General features: G+C 68.5%; 14 protein-coding genes. 10 read left to right on the top strand and 4 right to left on the bottom strand.

Features of this window, described 5'->3' with window-relative positions; all coding sequences use genetic code 11:
- Window positions 1-33 precede the first annotated feature (33 nt).
- Window positions 34-1,068, bottom strand: coding sequence for a folate-binding protein YgfZ (locus tag DIE23_RS11945; protein WP_124612301.1), 1,035 nt, complete (start codon window positions 1,066-1,068; stop codon window positions 34-36).
- A 77-nt stretch (window positions 1,069-1,145) separates the two neighbouring features.
- On the opposite strand from DIE23_RS11945, the gene mltG reads away from it, so the two are divergent.
- The 9 genes from mltG (at window position 1,146) to DIE23_RS11995 (ending at window position 9,739) form a co-directional block, all read left to right on the top strand.
- Window positions 1,146-2,165, top strand: coding sequence for an endolytic transglycosylase MltG (gene mltG, locus DIE23_RS11950; protein WP_124612302.1), 1,020 nt, complete (start codon window positions 1,146-1,148; stop codon window positions 2,163-2,165).
- A complete protein-coding gene (gene tmk / locus DIE23_RS11955) occupies window positions 2,165-2,785 on the top strand; it encodes a dTMP kinase (RefSeq protein ID WP_124498646.1) in 621 nt (206 codons plus the stop codon). Before mltG ends, tmk begins: the two co-directional genes overlap by 1 nt.
- Before the next feature lie 18 nt (window positions 2,786-2,803).
- Entirely contained in the window at window positions 2,804-3,832 is a 1,029-nt protein-coding gene (locus DIE23_RS11960; protein ID WP_124612303.1) for a DNA polymerase III subunit delta', read from the top strand.
- A gap of 79 nt (window positions 3,833-3,911) precedes the next feature.
- Entirely contained in the window at window positions 3,912-4,691 is a 780-nt protein-coding gene (locus DIE23_RS11965; protein ID WP_059538079.1) for a TatD family hydrolase, read from the top strand.
- A 43-nt stretch (window positions 4,692-4,734) separates the two neighbouring features.
- Entirely contained in the window at window positions 4,735-5,445 is a 711-nt protein-coding gene (locus DIE23_RS11970) for an ankyrin repeat domain-containing protein (RefSeq protein WP_059817616.1), read from the top strand.
- A gap of 121 nt (window positions 5,446-5,566) precedes the next feature.
- Window positions 5,567-5,923 carry a Rap1a/Tai family immunity protein gene (locus tag DIE23_RS11975; RefSeq protein ID WP_124612313.1) on the top strand — a complete coding sequence of 119 codons (357 nt, stop codon included), beginning with the start codon at window positions 5,567-5,569 and terminating at the stop codon, window positions 5,921-5,923.
- Window positions 5,924-6,016: 93 nt separating this feature from the next.
- A complete protein-coding gene (locus DIE23_RS11985) occupies window positions 6,017-7,189 on the top strand; it encodes a mechanosensitive ion channel family protein (RefSeq protein WP_124612305.1) in 1,173 nt (390 codons plus the stop codon).
- A gap of 35 nt (window positions 7,190-7,224) precedes the next feature.
- Window positions 7,225-8,400 carry an AAA family ATPase gene (locus DIE23_RS11990; protein WP_124612306.1) on the top strand — a complete coding sequence of 392 codons (1,176 nt, stop codon included), beginning with the start codon at window positions 7,225-7,227 and terminating at the stop codon, window positions 8,398-8,400.
- 274 nt (window positions 8,401-8,674) lie between these two features.
- Complete coding sequence (locus DIE23_RS11995; RefSeq protein WP_124612307.1) at window positions 8,675-9,739, top strand: glycosyltransferase family 4 protein; 1,065 nt, start codon at window positions 8,675-8,677, stop codon at window positions 9,737-9,739.
- A 97-nt stretch (window positions 9,740-9,836) separates the two neighbouring features.
- Here the strand turns inward: DIE23_RS11995 and DIE23_RS12000 are convergent, their stop codons facing one another.
- From DIE23_RS12000 to DIE23_RS12010, 3 genes are all read right to left on the bottom strand, one after another.
- Window positions 9,837-10,424 carry a YSC84-related protein gene (locus DIE23_RS12000; protein WP_124612308.1) on the bottom strand — a complete coding sequence of 196 codons (588 nt, stop codon included), beginning with the start codon at window positions 10,422-10,424 and terminating at the stop codon, window positions 9,837-9,839.
- Window positions 10,425-10,656: 232 nt separating this feature from the next.
- Entirely contained in the window at window positions 10,657-11,115 is a 459-nt protein-coding gene (locus DIE23_RS12005) for a hypothetical protein (RefSeq protein WP_124612309.1), read from the bottom strand.
- Window positions 11,116-11,439: 324 nt separating this feature from the next.
- Window positions 11,440-11,730 (bottom strand): PsiF family protein, encoded by a 291-nt coding sequence (locus DIE23_RS12010; RefSeq protein WP_044843641.1) that lies wholly within the window; start codon window positions 11,728-11,730, stop codon window positions 11,440-11,442.
- Window positions 11,731-11,993: 263 nt separating this feature from the next.
- On the opposite strand from DIE23_RS12010, the gene DIE23_RS12015 reads away from it, so the two are divergent.
- Window positions 11,994-13,016 carry an asparaginase gene (locus DIE23_RS12015; protein WP_124612310.1) on the top strand — a complete coding sequence of 341 codons (1,023 nt, stop codon included), beginning with the start codon at window positions 11,994-11,996 and terminating at the stop codon, window positions 13,014-13,016.
- Window positions 13,017-13,115 lie beyond the last annotated feature (99 nt).

The raw sequence follows: 13,115 nt of genomic DNA on the forward strand, positions 1-13,115 counted from the left end.
TGCGAACCGGCGTGCGAACGGGTTGTCAGTGCATCACGCTTCCGTCGGCCACGCGTACGGCAGCGCGTCGAACGCGAGTGCCGGACCGTCGGCCGAACCGAGGTGCACCGTGCCGCCGTCGAGCGCGGCCAGCTTGATCTCGACGAGCGCGTCGACGCCGCCCGCGGGCGCGGCCGCCGCGTTGACGATCATCCCGCACGGCTGGCCCGGGTCGTCGCTGTGGAACAGCTCGACGCCGGCATGCACGGTGTCGGTCTCGCCGGCGACGTGCGCGAGCGCGGTACGGCGCTTGATCGTGCCGCGATACTGGCTGCGCGCGACGATTTCCTGGCCCGGGTAGCACCCCTTCCGGAAGTTAACGGCGCCGATCACGTCGAAGTTGACCATCTGCGGCACGAACTGTTCGACGGCCGGCTGCGTGATGCGCGGCTCGCCCGCGCGCACGTCGAGCCAGTCCCATACGGCCGGCGACACGACCGGCAGCGTGCCGGCGAGCGCGGCGAGTCGCGCGTCGACTTCCGCGCGCGGCCCGATCCACAGGTAGCGCTTGCGTCCGGCCGCGTCCGGCACACGGATCAGCGCCCCGGCCGGGCCGTCGACCTTCACGTGCACGCCGTCCGGCAGCGCGTCGAAAATGCCCGACAGCGCTTCGCGCACATCACCCGCGAAGCCGACCACCGCGAGCGCGTCGCTCGCGTCCGTCAGCTTCGCCTTCGCGCGCAGCACGAACATCGACAGCCGTTTCTGTGCGGCGGCCTGGACGTCCTTCGAGACCAGCAGGCGCACGCCGTGACCGGCGCGCCAGGCGAGGAACGACGCGAGCAGGCGGCCCTTCGGCGAACAATAGCCGGACAGGCGCGCGCTCGCGGCATCGAGATGTTCGATGTCGTTGGTGAGCTGGCTGTGCAGGAACGTCGCGGCGTCGTCGCCGGCCACGTCGATCACGCCGAACTGCGCAAGCGGCATGCAGGCGCCCGGCGCGTCGAAATCGGCGGCGGACGGGCGGGGGAAAACGGGGAGCGAGACGGATGCGACCTGGGCAGCCGGTGAAGCGAACGGTGTGCTCATGGAATGAGGGAACAGTCAACCCTGACTTTGACGAAGGCGAGCAAGTATTATATGGGTCTTACCTGAGTCTCGTTTCCATGTCCCTACTGAAGAAATGCGCCGCGACGGTCGTGGCGCTGGCCGTCGTTGTGGCCGCTGCCGGCGCGGGCGGCGGGTATTACTGGGCGACCCGGCCGCTGCTGCTGGGCGCTGCATCGCTCGACGTCACGATCAAGCCGCGCAGCAGCGTGAAGAGCGTCGCGCTGCAGCTCAAGCTCGGCGGCGTGCCGGTCGAGCCGCTCGGCTTCGTCGCGATGACGCGCCTGCTCGGGCTGTCGAGCCGGCTCAAGTCCGGCAACTACGAATTCAAGACCGGCATCACGCCGTACGACGTGCTGCAGAAGATCGCGCGCGGCGACGTGAACGAATACGTCGCGACGGTGATCGAGGGCTGGACCTTCAAGCGGATGCGCGCGGAACTCGACGGCAATCCCGATCTCGCGCACGCGACGGCCGGCATGAGCGACGCCGAACTGCTGCGCGCGATCGGCGCACCGGACAACACGATCCAGCGCGGCAGCGGCGAGGGGCTGTTCTTCCCCGACACCTATCTGTTCGACAAGGGCACGAGCGACCTGAACATCTACCGGCGCGCATACCACCTGATGCAGACGCGCCTCGACGAAGCGTGGGCCGCGCGTGCACCTGGGCTGCCGTACAAGACGCCTTACGAAGCGCTGACGATCGCGTCGATCGTCGAAAAGGAAACGGGTCACGCGGCCGATCGCGCGTTCGTCGCGGCCGTGTTCGCGAACCGGCTGCGCATCGGGATGCCGCTGCAGACCGATCCGTCGGTGATCTACGGCCTCGGCGATGCGTACGACGGCCGCCTGCGCAAGCGCGACCTGCAGTCCGACACTCCTTACAATACCTATACGCGCCGCGGCTTGCCGCCGACGCCGATCGCCCTGCCGGGCGTCGCCTCGCTGCAGGCGGCGATCAATCCGGCCCAGACGAGCGCGCTCTATTTCGTCGCGAAGGGCGACGGCACGAGCGTGTTCTCGGACACGCTCGGCGATCACAACAAGGCCGTGGACAAGTACATACGAGGTCAATAATGGCGAGCGGTAAATTCATCACGTTCGAAGGCATCGATGGGGCCGGGAAGACCACCCACCTGCAATGGTTCTGCGAACGCCTCCAGGCCAGGCTGGCCGCGAGCGGCCGGCAGGTCGTCGTCACCCGCGAGCCGGGCGGCACGCAACTCGGCGAGAAGCTTCGCGAGATCCTGCTGAACCAGCCGATGGATCTCGAGACCGAAGCGCTGCTGATGTTCGCCGCGCGCCGCGAGCACCTCGCGCTCGTGATCGAGCCCGCGCTCGCCCGCGGCGACTGGGTCGTGTCCGATCGCTTCACCGACGCGACCTTCGCCTACCAGGGCGGCGGCCGCGGGCTGCCGCGCGACAAGCTCGAGACGCTCGAGCGGTGGGTGCAGGGCGGTTTCCAGCCCGACCTGACGGTGCTGTTCGACGTCGCGCCGCAGGTGGCGAGCGAGCGCCGCGGCGCCGCGCGCATGCCCGACAAGTTCGAAAGCGAGTCGGATGCGTTTTTCTCGCGCACCCGCGGCGAATACCTGCGGCGCGCGGAAGAGGCGCCGCATCGCTTCGCGATCGTCGACGCGACGCAGACGATTCCCGAGATCCGCCAGCAGCTCGAACGCGTGCTTGCCGCGCTGTAACACGAAGGAACGCACCACATGATCTATCCGTGGCAGACCGACGACTGGAACCGCCTGCAGCAACTGCGCGCGCAGTGGCCGCATGCGCTGCTGCTGCACGGCCAGGCCGGGATCGGCAAGCTGCAGTTCGCGCAGCATCTCGCGCAGGGCTTCCTGTGCGAAGCGCCGCAGCCGAACGGCGAGCCGTGCGGCACCTGCGCGGCCTGCACGTGGTTCGCGCAGGGCAACCATCCGGACTACCGGATCGTGCTGCCCGAGGCGCTCGCGGGCGAAGCGCCGGGCGCGGCCGACGACGCGAAGCCGGCCGACGCGGACGAAGGCGGCAAGAAGACGCGCGCGCCGAGCAAGGAGATCAAGATCGAGCAGGTGCGTGCGCTGCTCGACTTCTGCGGGGTCGGATCGCATCGCGGCGGCGCGCGCGTCGTCGTGCTGTATCCGGCCGAGGCGCTGAACGTCGCCGCGTCGAACGCGCTGCTGAAGACGCTGGAGGAGCCGCCGTCCGGCGTCGTGTTCCTGCTGGTATCGGCGCGCATCGACCGGCTGCTGCCGACCATCATCAGCCGCTGCCGGCAGTGGCCGATGACCGTGCCGGCGCCCGACGCGGCCGCGGCGTGGCTCGCGGGGCAGGGCGTCGACGATGCGCGCGCGCTGCTCGCGGAGGCCGGCGGCGCGCCGCTCGCCGCGCTGGCGCTGGCGAGCGACGAGAACCGGCCGCTGCGCGATTTCACGCTCGGCCAGCTCGCGGCCGGCGCCGCGTGCGATCCGTTCGCCTGTGGCGAGACGCTGCAGAAGCTGCCGGTGCCGCTGGTGCTCGGCTGGCTGCAGCGTTGGCTCTACGATCTGCTCGCCCAGCGGATGGCGGGCGCGCCGCGCTACTTCCCGATGCAGGCGGCCGCGCTCGCGCGTTGCGCGGAGGCGGTCGACGCGAATGCGTTCGCGCGCTTCATGAAGGCCGTGACGCGCCAGCGGACGGTCGAGAACCATCCGCTCAATGCCCGGCTCGTATTCGAGGAACTGTTTCTCGGTTATCGGGAAATGTTCGCGTGAGCGCGTATTGATTCCCCGAGGTGGGGAAACGATTGCCGGCGAGCGCATGAGCGCCCGTCTTACGAATTCAGGAAACACGATGTTCGTCGATTCTCACTGCCACATCAATTTCAAGGGTCTCGCCGACCGCCTGCCTGCCGTGCTGGAGAACATGCGCGAGCACGACGTCACGCACGCGCTGTGCGTGTCGGTCGACTTCGAGACGTTGCCCGACGTGCTCGCGATCGCGCAGGCGCACGACAACGTGTACGCGTCGGTCGGCGTGCATCCGGATCACGAGGACGCACGGGAGCCGACGCTCGCGGAACTGATCGAACTGGCCGCGCACCCGAAGGTCGTCGCGATCGGCGAGACGGGCCTCGACTACTACCGCCTCGAAGGCCGCTCGATCGCCGACATGGAATGGCAGCGCGAACGCTTTCGTACGCACATCCGCGCGGCGACCGCGACGATGAAGCCGCTGATCATCCATACGCGCTCGTCGTCGGAAGACACGCTGCGGATCATGGCCGAGGAGCGCGCGGACGTGCCGGGCGGCGTGATGCACTGCTTCACCGAGCCGTGGCCCGTCGCCGAGCAGGCGCTCGCGCAGAACTTCCATATCTCGCTGTCGGGTATCGTCACGTTCAAGAACGCGACCGACGTGCAGGACGTCGCGCGGCGCGTGCCGCTCGACCGGCTGCTGATCGAAACCGACTCGCCGTACCTCGCGCCGGTGCCGTATCGCGGCAAGCCGAATGAACCTGCGTACGTCAGCCATGTCGGACGCTTTATCGCATCCGAGCGAGGCATCGCCGTCGAGGCACTGGCCGATGCGACGACACAGAACTTTTTCCGGCTGTTCAAGATCGCCCGCTAATGACGCGCGGCCAGCCGACAACCCAGGGAAGGAGCCCACAACAATGACGAAGCCGACCACATACCTGCCCAAGCGCGCACTCGTCGCCGCCGCGCTCGTCGCGAGCGGCCTGTTTGCCGCCGCCGGCGCGCATGCCGAGTCGCTCGACGCGATCGTCAAGGCGGTCAAGTTCGACGACATCGCCGACATCGGCAAGCAGCTCAAGAGCGGCAAGCTCGATCCGAACACGCTCGCGCCGAACGGCGACCCGATCCTGGTGATCGCCGCGCGCGAAAAGTCCGACAAGGTGGCGGCGGCGATTGCCACGACGCCGAACGTCGACCTCGAGAAGGAAGACAAGGCCGGCGAGAACGCGCTGATGCTCGCGTCGCTGAACGGCGACGTCGGGCTCGTCAAGCTGCTGATCGACAAGGGCGCGGAAGTCAGCAAGAAGGGCTGGGCGCCGCTGCACTACGCGGCCACCAACGGCCAGGACGAGGTCGTCAAGATCCTGCTCGACCACGACGCATATATCGACACCGCGTCGCCGAACGGCACGACGCCACTGATGATGGCCGCGCGCGGCAACCACGCGACGACGGTCAACCTGCTGCTCGACCAGGGTGCCGATCCGCAGGTGAAGAACCAGCTCGGCATCACCGCGCTCGAGTTCGCGAAGCACTACAAGGCGCCGGACGCGATCGACATCCTGAGCAAGCGGACGGTGCGCGTCGGCGCGTCGGCGCCGGCAGATGCGCAAAAGAGTGCAAAATGACGGTTTCGGCGCGGTGGCCGAGCGCGCCCGGCCGGCCGGAACCCGGCCGGCAGCGGGTGTCCGGCCGCCGCGCCGGTCGGCGCAGCAAGCGGCCCGAGGCCGCATTGACATAAGGAACACCATGTTGCGGGCTATGTTTTGTGCCGCGGCGTTCGCCGTGCCGTTGTCGGCGGCGGCTTTCACGGGCGCGGATCTCGACCGGCTGTGCGCGAAGACGGACGTCAAGTCGCGGGCGTCGTGCGCGGCCTACATCGAGGGCGCTGCCGATGGCGTTTACAACACGATCGACGCGATCGGCGGCACCACCGGGCCGCGCGTCGGGCAGTATTTCTGCCTGCCGCCCGACATCCGGGCGCAGCAGATGACCGACGCGGTGCGCAAGTACATCGCGGAAAACCCGAGGCTGGCCGACTACAACGCGAGCACCGCGGTGTCGCTCGGTCTTGGCAAGGCGTTTCCGTGCAGGAGCGGCAACTGATCTGATGCCGGTCCGGGCGCGCGTCGCCCGGACGTCGCCGACGCATCCAGGACGAGGCCGATGCGCCTCATAACCGAAGCTTCCCGGGCGCCGATGATTTCAATCGAGGAAGTGCGGCGCATCGCCGATGCGCCGCTGCATACGTGGCTCGGCACGCTGTGCGTGTCGGTCATCGTCGTACTCGTCGTCGTGATCGTGCATCGTCTCGGTGCACGCATCGTCAAGCGGATCGCGCAGCCGTATCCGCTGATGACCGTGATCCTGCGCTACATCGACAAATCGTCGCTCGTCACGCTCGGGCTGCTCGCGCTGGAATTCCTGTGGGTCCAGGCGGACGACGGCATGTCGTTCGTACGCGGAATGCGTACCGCAGCCGCGGTCGGCTCCATCGTGTCGCTGACCTGGCTGCTGGTGCGGCTCGTGGCCGGGGTCGGCGATGCGATCATCCGGGCCCATCCGATGGACGCGGCCGACAACCTCCACGCGCGGCGCGTCCACACGCAGGCCAAGGTGCTCGTGCGCACCGTGATGGTACTCATCGTGATCATCGGCACGGGCGCCGCGCTGATGACGTTCCCGAACGTGCGGCAGATCGGCGCGAGCCTGCTGGCGTCGGCGGGCGTCGCGGGGCTGGTTGCCGGTATCGCCGCGCGGCCGGTGCTCGGCAACCTGATCGCCGGGCTGCAGATCGCGCTCACGCAGCCGATCCGGCTCGACGACGTCGTCGTGATCCAGGGCGAGTGGGGCCGCATCGAGGAAATCACCGGCTCGTTCGTGTCGGTGCGGCTGTGGGACCAGCGCCGGCTCGTCGTCCCGCTGCAGTGGATCATCGAAAACCCGTTCACGAACTGGACGCGCAGCAGCTCGGAAATCATCGGCACGGTGTACCTGTCGGTCGACTACCGCACACCGCTCGCGCCGCTACGCGAGGAACTCGCGCGGCTCGTCCACGCGGCGCCCGAATGGGACGGCCGCGTGCAGGTGCTGCAGGTGACCGACGCGACCGAGCGCACGATGCAGTTGCGCGCGCTCGTCAGCGCGGTCGACTCGTCGGCGTGCTGGGATCTGCGCTGCCGCGTGCGCGAGGGCTTGATCGCGTACCTGCAGGCACGTTTTCCGCAATGTCTGCCGCGCAGCCGGATGGAGCTGTATCCGCACGATTCGGCGCCGGGCGAGCCGAGTCCCGAACGGCCGCATGTGCGGCCGCCCGCCGCCAGCACGGCGGCCAACACCGCGGCCGATCCGAGGGCCACCGAAGGCCGCTGAACGCGCGCCCGCCATTACCTGCTGCCATTGACTCCATGACCGCGCTGAAAACGCTCGCCATTGCCAACTACCGCTCGCTGCGCGAGCTGATCGTGCCGCTCGCGGCGCTCACCGTCGTCACGGGGCCGAACGGCAGCGGCAAATCGAGCGTGTACCGCGCGCTGCGGCTCCTTGCCGACACCGCGCAGGGCCGCGTGATCCCGTCGCTCGCGCGTGAAGGTGGGCTGCCGTCGACGCTGTGGGCCGGCCCCGAACGCTTTTCGCGTTCGATGCTGAGCGGCGACACGCCGGTGACTGGCACGGTGCGCAACGGGCCGGTGAGCCTCAAGCTCGGCTTCGCGGGCGACGATTTCGGCTATGCGATCGATCTCGGCCTGCCGGTCCCGAGCCGTTCGCGGTTCGCGCTCGACCCCGTCGTGAAGCGCGAATGCATCTGGGGCGGCGCGCTGCTGCGCCCGTCGACGCTGCTGGTCGACCGGCAGGGTGCGCAGATTCGTACGCGCACCGGGTCGGGCGACTGGCACACGGTGCCGCAGCCGGTCGCGAGCTTCGACAGCATGATGACCGAGTTCGCCGATCCGGTCGGCGCGCCGGAGATGATCGCGGTGCGCGAGCGGATCCGGTCGTGGCGCTTCTACGATCATTTCCGGACCGATGCGCAGGCGCCGGCCCGACAGTCGCACATCGGCACCCATACGCCGGTGCTGGCGGACGACGGTGCCGATCTGGCCGCCGCGCTGCAGACGATCCGCGAGATCGGCGACGTCGCCGCGCTCGATGCGGCGATCGACGACGCGTTCCCCGGCGCATCCGTCGACATCGACAACCCGGGCGGCCGCGGCCGCTTCGACGTGCTGATGCGCCAGCCGGGGCTGTTGCGGCCGTTGTCGGCCGCCGAGCTGTCGGACGGCACGCTGCGCTATCTGCTGCTCTCGGCCGCGCTGCTGACGCCGCGGCCGCCCGCGCTGATGGTGCTGAACGAACCGGAGACGAGCCTGCATCCCGATCTGCTGCCGGCGCTCGGGCGCCTGATCGCGCAGGCCGCGCGGCGTTCGCAGGTGCTGGTCGTGTCGCACGCGGCGCGGCTCATCGCGACGCTCGAACGCGAGGCCGCCTGCGAGTCGCTCGTGCTCGACAAGCAGCTCGGCGCGACCGTGCTCGTCGATGCGGACACGCGCGACCTGCCGCCGTGGAAGTGGCCGTCGCGCTGACGGGCGGGGCGGTGTGCGTGCGGCCGCGTCGGCGGCGCGCCGTCGGTAGCCTGCGGCGCCGGTCCGGCTGCGCCAATGTGCTTCTGGCGATCCTGAGCGCGAATGTATCCTGTCTGTAACAACCCCCATAAAATGAAAGGCCGGTGCTTCCGGGCATCGGAATCGCGAATAATAATGGGATATTCGGCCGGCGCGATGCCGGCCGCGCGCTGCACGGAGCCGCAGGTGCGCACGGCCCCCGTGCCGCCGACCGAGGACACAGGAGACGTGGACCATGAGAATTGCCCAGATCGCCCCGCTGACCGAATCCGTGCCGCCGAAGCTGTACGGCGGCACGGAGCGCGTCGTGTCCTACATCACCGAGGCGCTCGTCGACCTCGGCCATGACGTGACGCTGTTCGCCAGCGGCGATTCGACGACCCGGGCCAGGCTCGAACCGGTGTGGCCGCGCGCGCTGCGGCTCGACTCGTCGATCCGCGACCGCGTCGCGCCGCACATGCTGCTGATGGAGACGGTCGCGCGCCGTGCGAAGGACTTCGACGTGCTCCATTTCCACATGGACTACTACTCGTTTTCGGTCTTCAACCGGCAGGACACGCCGTTCGTGACGACGCTGCACGGCCGGCTCGACCTGCCCGAGCAGCAGCCGGTGTTCGATACGTTCAACACCGCGCCGGTGATCTCGATCTCGAATTCGCAGCGCCAGCCGCTGCCGCAGGCGAAATGGCTGACCACCGTGTACCACGGGCTGCCCGACACGCTGTACCTGCCGCAGCCCGTCGAGCCGCGCTATCTCGCGTTCCTCGGCCGCATCTCGCCGGAGAAGCGGGTCGACACCGCGATCCGCATCGCGCGCCAGTGCGGGCTGCCGATCCGGATCGCCGCGAAGATCGACGCGGCGGACCAGGAATACTTCGAACGGGAGATTGAGCCGCTGTTCGCGCTGCCGCACGTCGAATACATCGGCGAGATCGCCGACCACCAGAAGGCCGAATTCCTGTCGGGCGCGCATGCGCTGCTTTTTCCGATCGACTGGCCGGAGCCGTTCGGGCTGGTGATGATCGAGGCGATGTCGTGCGGCACGCCGGTGATCGCGTTCAATCGCGGCGCGGTGCCGGAAGTGCTGGACGAGGGCGTGTCGGGCTTCATCGTCGAGGACGAGATCAGCGCGGTGGCCGCCGTGAACCGGCTGCACCTGCTGCCGCGCGCACGCGTGCGGCAGCGCTTCGAGGAGCGCTTCACGTCGCGGCGGATGGCGCAGCAGTACGTCGACGTGTACCAGTCGCTGATTCGCGCGCAGAAGCGCTCGCGCTTCAAGGTGATCGACTCGACGACCTGACGTGCGGCGTGCACGGACAAAAAAACGGCGATGCCCGCAAGGACATCGCCGTTTGCATGTCGCCCGCGCGGTGCGCACGAGCGAGGACGCCGCAGCGTCAGATCTTCAGCTTTGTGACCTTCGTGCCGTTGATCGACACGTCGCCCATCAGCCCGGCGTTGGTCAGCACGATGACCTGGACCGGCGCGGTGGCCGTGGTCGTGTCGATCGCGCCGTTCGCGCCCATCTTCACGAGCGCGACCGATGCGCCGGCGCCGGCTGCCCAGCCGTCCGAGCCGCGGAATTCGTCGAGCGCTTCCTGCGTCATGAACAGGAACACGATCGCCTTCGACTGCGCGCCGGCCTGCAGGCCGACCGACAGCGACGACGTGTTGTAGTAGCCGACCGTGCTGCCGCCGACGCGCAGCGCGCCGTTGCCGGTCTGGCCGCCGACGATGAAGCCGGCCTGGATCACGTCGGGGAAGACCAGCACGCCGCGCGATTTCGCGACGAGTTCACGCGAACCCTTGACCGTGGAATACATGCGCGACAGCGTTGCGTCGACGCTCGAATCGATCGCCTGACGCTTCGACGCGTTGGTCGCCGCATTGTCGGGCTTGTCGGGGGTGGTGGTGCAACCGGTGAGCGCAAGGCTGCCGACGATCAGCGCAGCGGCGGCTTTCAGCACAAGATTCCGTTTTTGCATCGTTCTTCTCCATCGGATGATGTTCGGAGTGAGGCTCGCTCAAGGAGCGGATCACGTCGGCAGTTATATCACAGCGGATTACAACCTCATTTCGTTGCCACGTGAAAAAGCGTCAATTCGTCGGGGGGATGTCGCGGCGTGCCAACGGACAAATCGGCGCGCGCACGCCGGCGCGTCGCGCGCGTCCGACGGCGGGCAGGAAAAACGGAAACCAGGCGCGGGACGGCGTGCGTCAATGCGTGACGGGCGGCGCCGGCGGGGCGGGAGGCTTGATTGGCGGGCGCCGCAGCGCGCGGCGGATCAGCGCGATCACGACCCCGCACGCAAACAGGAACGCGGCCGGCACGACCCAGTAGCCGACGAACGCGTGCCACAGATAACCGGCGAGCGTGTTGCGGCGCACCACGTATTCGTCGCGGGCCGCCTGCTGGCGTGCCGCGTTGGCGGCCAGCACGTCGGCCGGGCAGCCGGCCGCGCGCGCCGCGTCAGGATCCCCGTGGCACTTCGCGGCGGCGCCGGCCGCCTGCTGCGCATCGGTGAGCTGCCAGGTGGTCAGCGCGAGCTGCAGGTCGGCCTTGTTGTACGCCATTTCCTCGCGGATCTCGCGCACGGCGACGATCGCGACGGGCACGGCCCAGAACACGATCACGATCAGCCAGCGGCGGAACCAGCGGTGTTGTCTCCATGCCATCCATGCCTCCGTTTGACGCGGTGTGCGCGTCTGTCTCGAGGGCGGCCCGATGGCGCTTCTTGTACTTGGATGGGCCGCGTTGCAGCCATCATAGAAGAAATCGCGGCGAATTGCCGCACCATGTGGCGGCATTTCTACGGCATACAGGGGAAGCGGGGCGGGAAGGCGGCGGCGTTTGTCGCGACGGCGGCAGCGACGGTGCCGGTAGCCGGATGGTACGGCAACGCATCCGGCGTCATCGCGCGCGTCGATGCGCGTGCAACGAAAACAAAAATGCCGCGCCCGTTGAAGCGGTGCGCGGCATTCGTGAGGGAGCGCCGGAACTCAGGCGGCCGGCTGGCTGCTCAGGCAGCTCTTCATGAACGCCTTGCGGTCGTCGCCCTTCTTGTCGGCGGCCTGGGTGTTGCAGGCCTTCATCTTTTCCTGCTGCGACATCTTCTTCGCGGGCTTGGCCGACAGGCAGTCCTTCATGAACGCCTTGCGTTCGTCGCCCGTCTTGCCGGCGGCCTGGGTGTTGCAGGCCTTCATCTTGTCCTGCTGGCTGTTCGCCGCGAAAGCGGGGGAAGCCAGCATGCCGCCGAGAAGCACCGCGGCTACGAGCGATTGGATTTTCATTTCGACACTCCCATGGGGTGAATTGCGTTTTATATCGACGCCGCCACGAAGCCCGGCGCAACGGGAACAGGGCCGCATCGCGCCGCGCGCTCCGATTATGGCAAATCAATGTGAAAACACCAAAACGGCATTCCTATAACGCGGCGGGCGGCGTGGCCGTTGACGGCGCGCGCACGGCGGCGATCGGGACAAACCATGATGCGAGGCGTCCGGCTCCGGCCGTACCTACCGGATGCCGGCCGCGAGCCATTACAATCGCGGCCATGAATACTCCGAACCCCGCATCTCCTTCGTCCGCGCCGGCCCTGCCGCGCATCGCCGTACTCGCCACCGGCGGCACGATCGCCGGCGCCGCGCCGGACGCCGCCAGCACGGCCGGCTATCAGGCCGGCGCGCTCGGCGTCAACTTTCTGCTCGACGCGGTGCCGGCGCTCGCGTCGGTCGCGCGCATCGACGCCGAGCAGGTCGCCAGCATCGACAGCAAGGATCTCGCGCTGCCGCTGTGGAATACGCTCGCCGCGCGCATCGACGCGTTGATGGCCAATCCTGCGATCGACGGTATCGTGATCACCCACGGTACCGACACGCTCGAGGAAACCGCGTACGCGCTGCATCTGGTCGTGACCGGCGACAAGCCGGTCGTGCTGACGGCCGCGATGCGGCCGGCCACCGCGCTGTCGTCCGACGGCCCGCTGAACCTGCTGAACGCGGTGACGGTCGCTGCTCACCCGGCCGCGCGCGGGCAGGGCGTGCTCGTCGCGTTCAACAACCGGATCCACGGCGCGCGCGACGTCGTGAAGACGAGCACCTATGCGGTCGATGCATTCCAGTCGCCGGAACTGGGCGCGCTCGGCTGGGTGCAGGACGGCCGCGTCGAATTCGCGCGCCGTGTGACGCGCTCGCGCGATGCGCAACTGGCGATCGCCGCGGCGTGGCCACCGGTCGAAGTCGTCGCGAGCTATGCGGGCGTGACGCGCACGGCGGTCGATGCGCTCGTCGCGGCCGGCGTGCGCGGCCTCGTCGTCGCGGGCACCGGCAACGGATCGATCCATGCGACGCTGCAGGCGGCGCTCGTCGATGCGGTGAACGCGGGTGTCGCCGTGGTGCGCGCGTCGCGCGTCGGCTCGGGGCACGTGATGCGCAACGGCGCCGCGAACGACGATGCGCTCGGTTTCGTGAGCGCCGGGTCGCTGAGCCCATTCAAGGCACGCGTGCTGCTGATGCTCACGCTCGCGAACGGTATTCACGGGCGCGACGCGCTGCAACGCGCATTCGACACGCTGTGATCGAAGGCCGCCGATCGGGTGGCGCTGTCAAGTCCTGGAATAGGTTGACAGTATCCAGGCACTAGAGCGCCCGATGCACCGCATCGGGCGTTTTGTATT

The sequence above is a fragment of the Burkholderia sp. Bp9143 genome, from assembly GCF_003853645.1.
In the GTDB taxonomy this organism is placed as follows: Bacteria; Pseudomonadota; Gammaproteobacteria; order Burkholderiales; family Burkholderiaceae; genus Burkholderia.

Coding starts and splice junctions, on each gene's coding strand:
- DIE23_RS11945 (WP_124612301.1), bottom strand. CDS start 1,068: ATGAGCACACCGTTCGCTTCACCGGCTGCCCAGGTCGCATCCGTCTCG.
- mltG (WP_124612302.1), top strand. CDS start 1,146: ATGTCCCTACTGAAGAAATGCGCCGCGACGGTCGTGGCGCTGGCCGTC.
- tmk (WP_124498646.1), top strand. CDS start 2,165: ATGGCGAGCGGTAAATTCATCACGTTCGAAGGCATCGATGGGGCCGGG.
- DIE23_RS11960 (WP_124612303.1), top strand. CDS start 2,804: ATGATCTATCCGTGGCAGACCGACGACTGGAACCGCCTGCAGCAACTG.
- DIE23_RS11965 (WP_059538079.1), top strand. CDS start 3,912: ATGTTCGTCGATTCTCACTGCCACATCAATTTCAAGGGTCTCGCCGAC.
- DIE23_RS11970 (WP_059817616.1), top strand. CDS start 4,735: ATGACGAAGCCGACCACATACCTGCCCAAGCGCGCACTCGTCGCCGCC.
- DIE23_RS11975 (WP_124612313.1), top strand. CDS start 5,567: ATGTTGCGGGCTATGTTTTGTGCCGCGGCGTTCGCCGTGCCGTTGTCG.
- DIE23_RS11985 (WP_124612305.1), top strand. CDS start 6,017: ATGATTTCAATCGAGGAAGTGCGGCGCATCGCCGATGCGCCGCTGCAT.
- DIE23_RS11990 (WP_124612306.1), top strand. CDS start 7,225: ATGACCGCGCTGAAAACGCTCGCCATTGCCAACTACCGCTCGCTGCGC.
- DIE23_RS11995 (WP_124612307.1), top strand. CDS start 8,675: ATGAGAATTGCCCAGATCGCCCCGCTGACCGAATCCGTGCCGCCGAAG.
- DIE23_RS12000 (WP_124612308.1), bottom strand. CDS start 10,424: ATGCAAAAACGGAATCTTGTGCTGAAAGCCGCCGCTGCGCTGATCGTC.
- DIE23_RS12005 (WP_124612309.1), bottom strand. CDS start 11,115: ATGGCATGGAGACAACACCGCTGGTTCCGCCGCTGGCTGATCGTGATC.
- DIE23_RS12010 (WP_044843641.1), bottom strand. CDS start 11,730: ATGAAAATCCAATCGCTCGTAGCCGCGGTGCTTCTCGGCGGCATGCTG.
- DIE23_RS12015 (WP_124612310.1), top strand. CDS start 11,994: ATGAATACTCCGAACCCCGCATCTCCTTCGTCCGCGCCGGCCCTGCCG.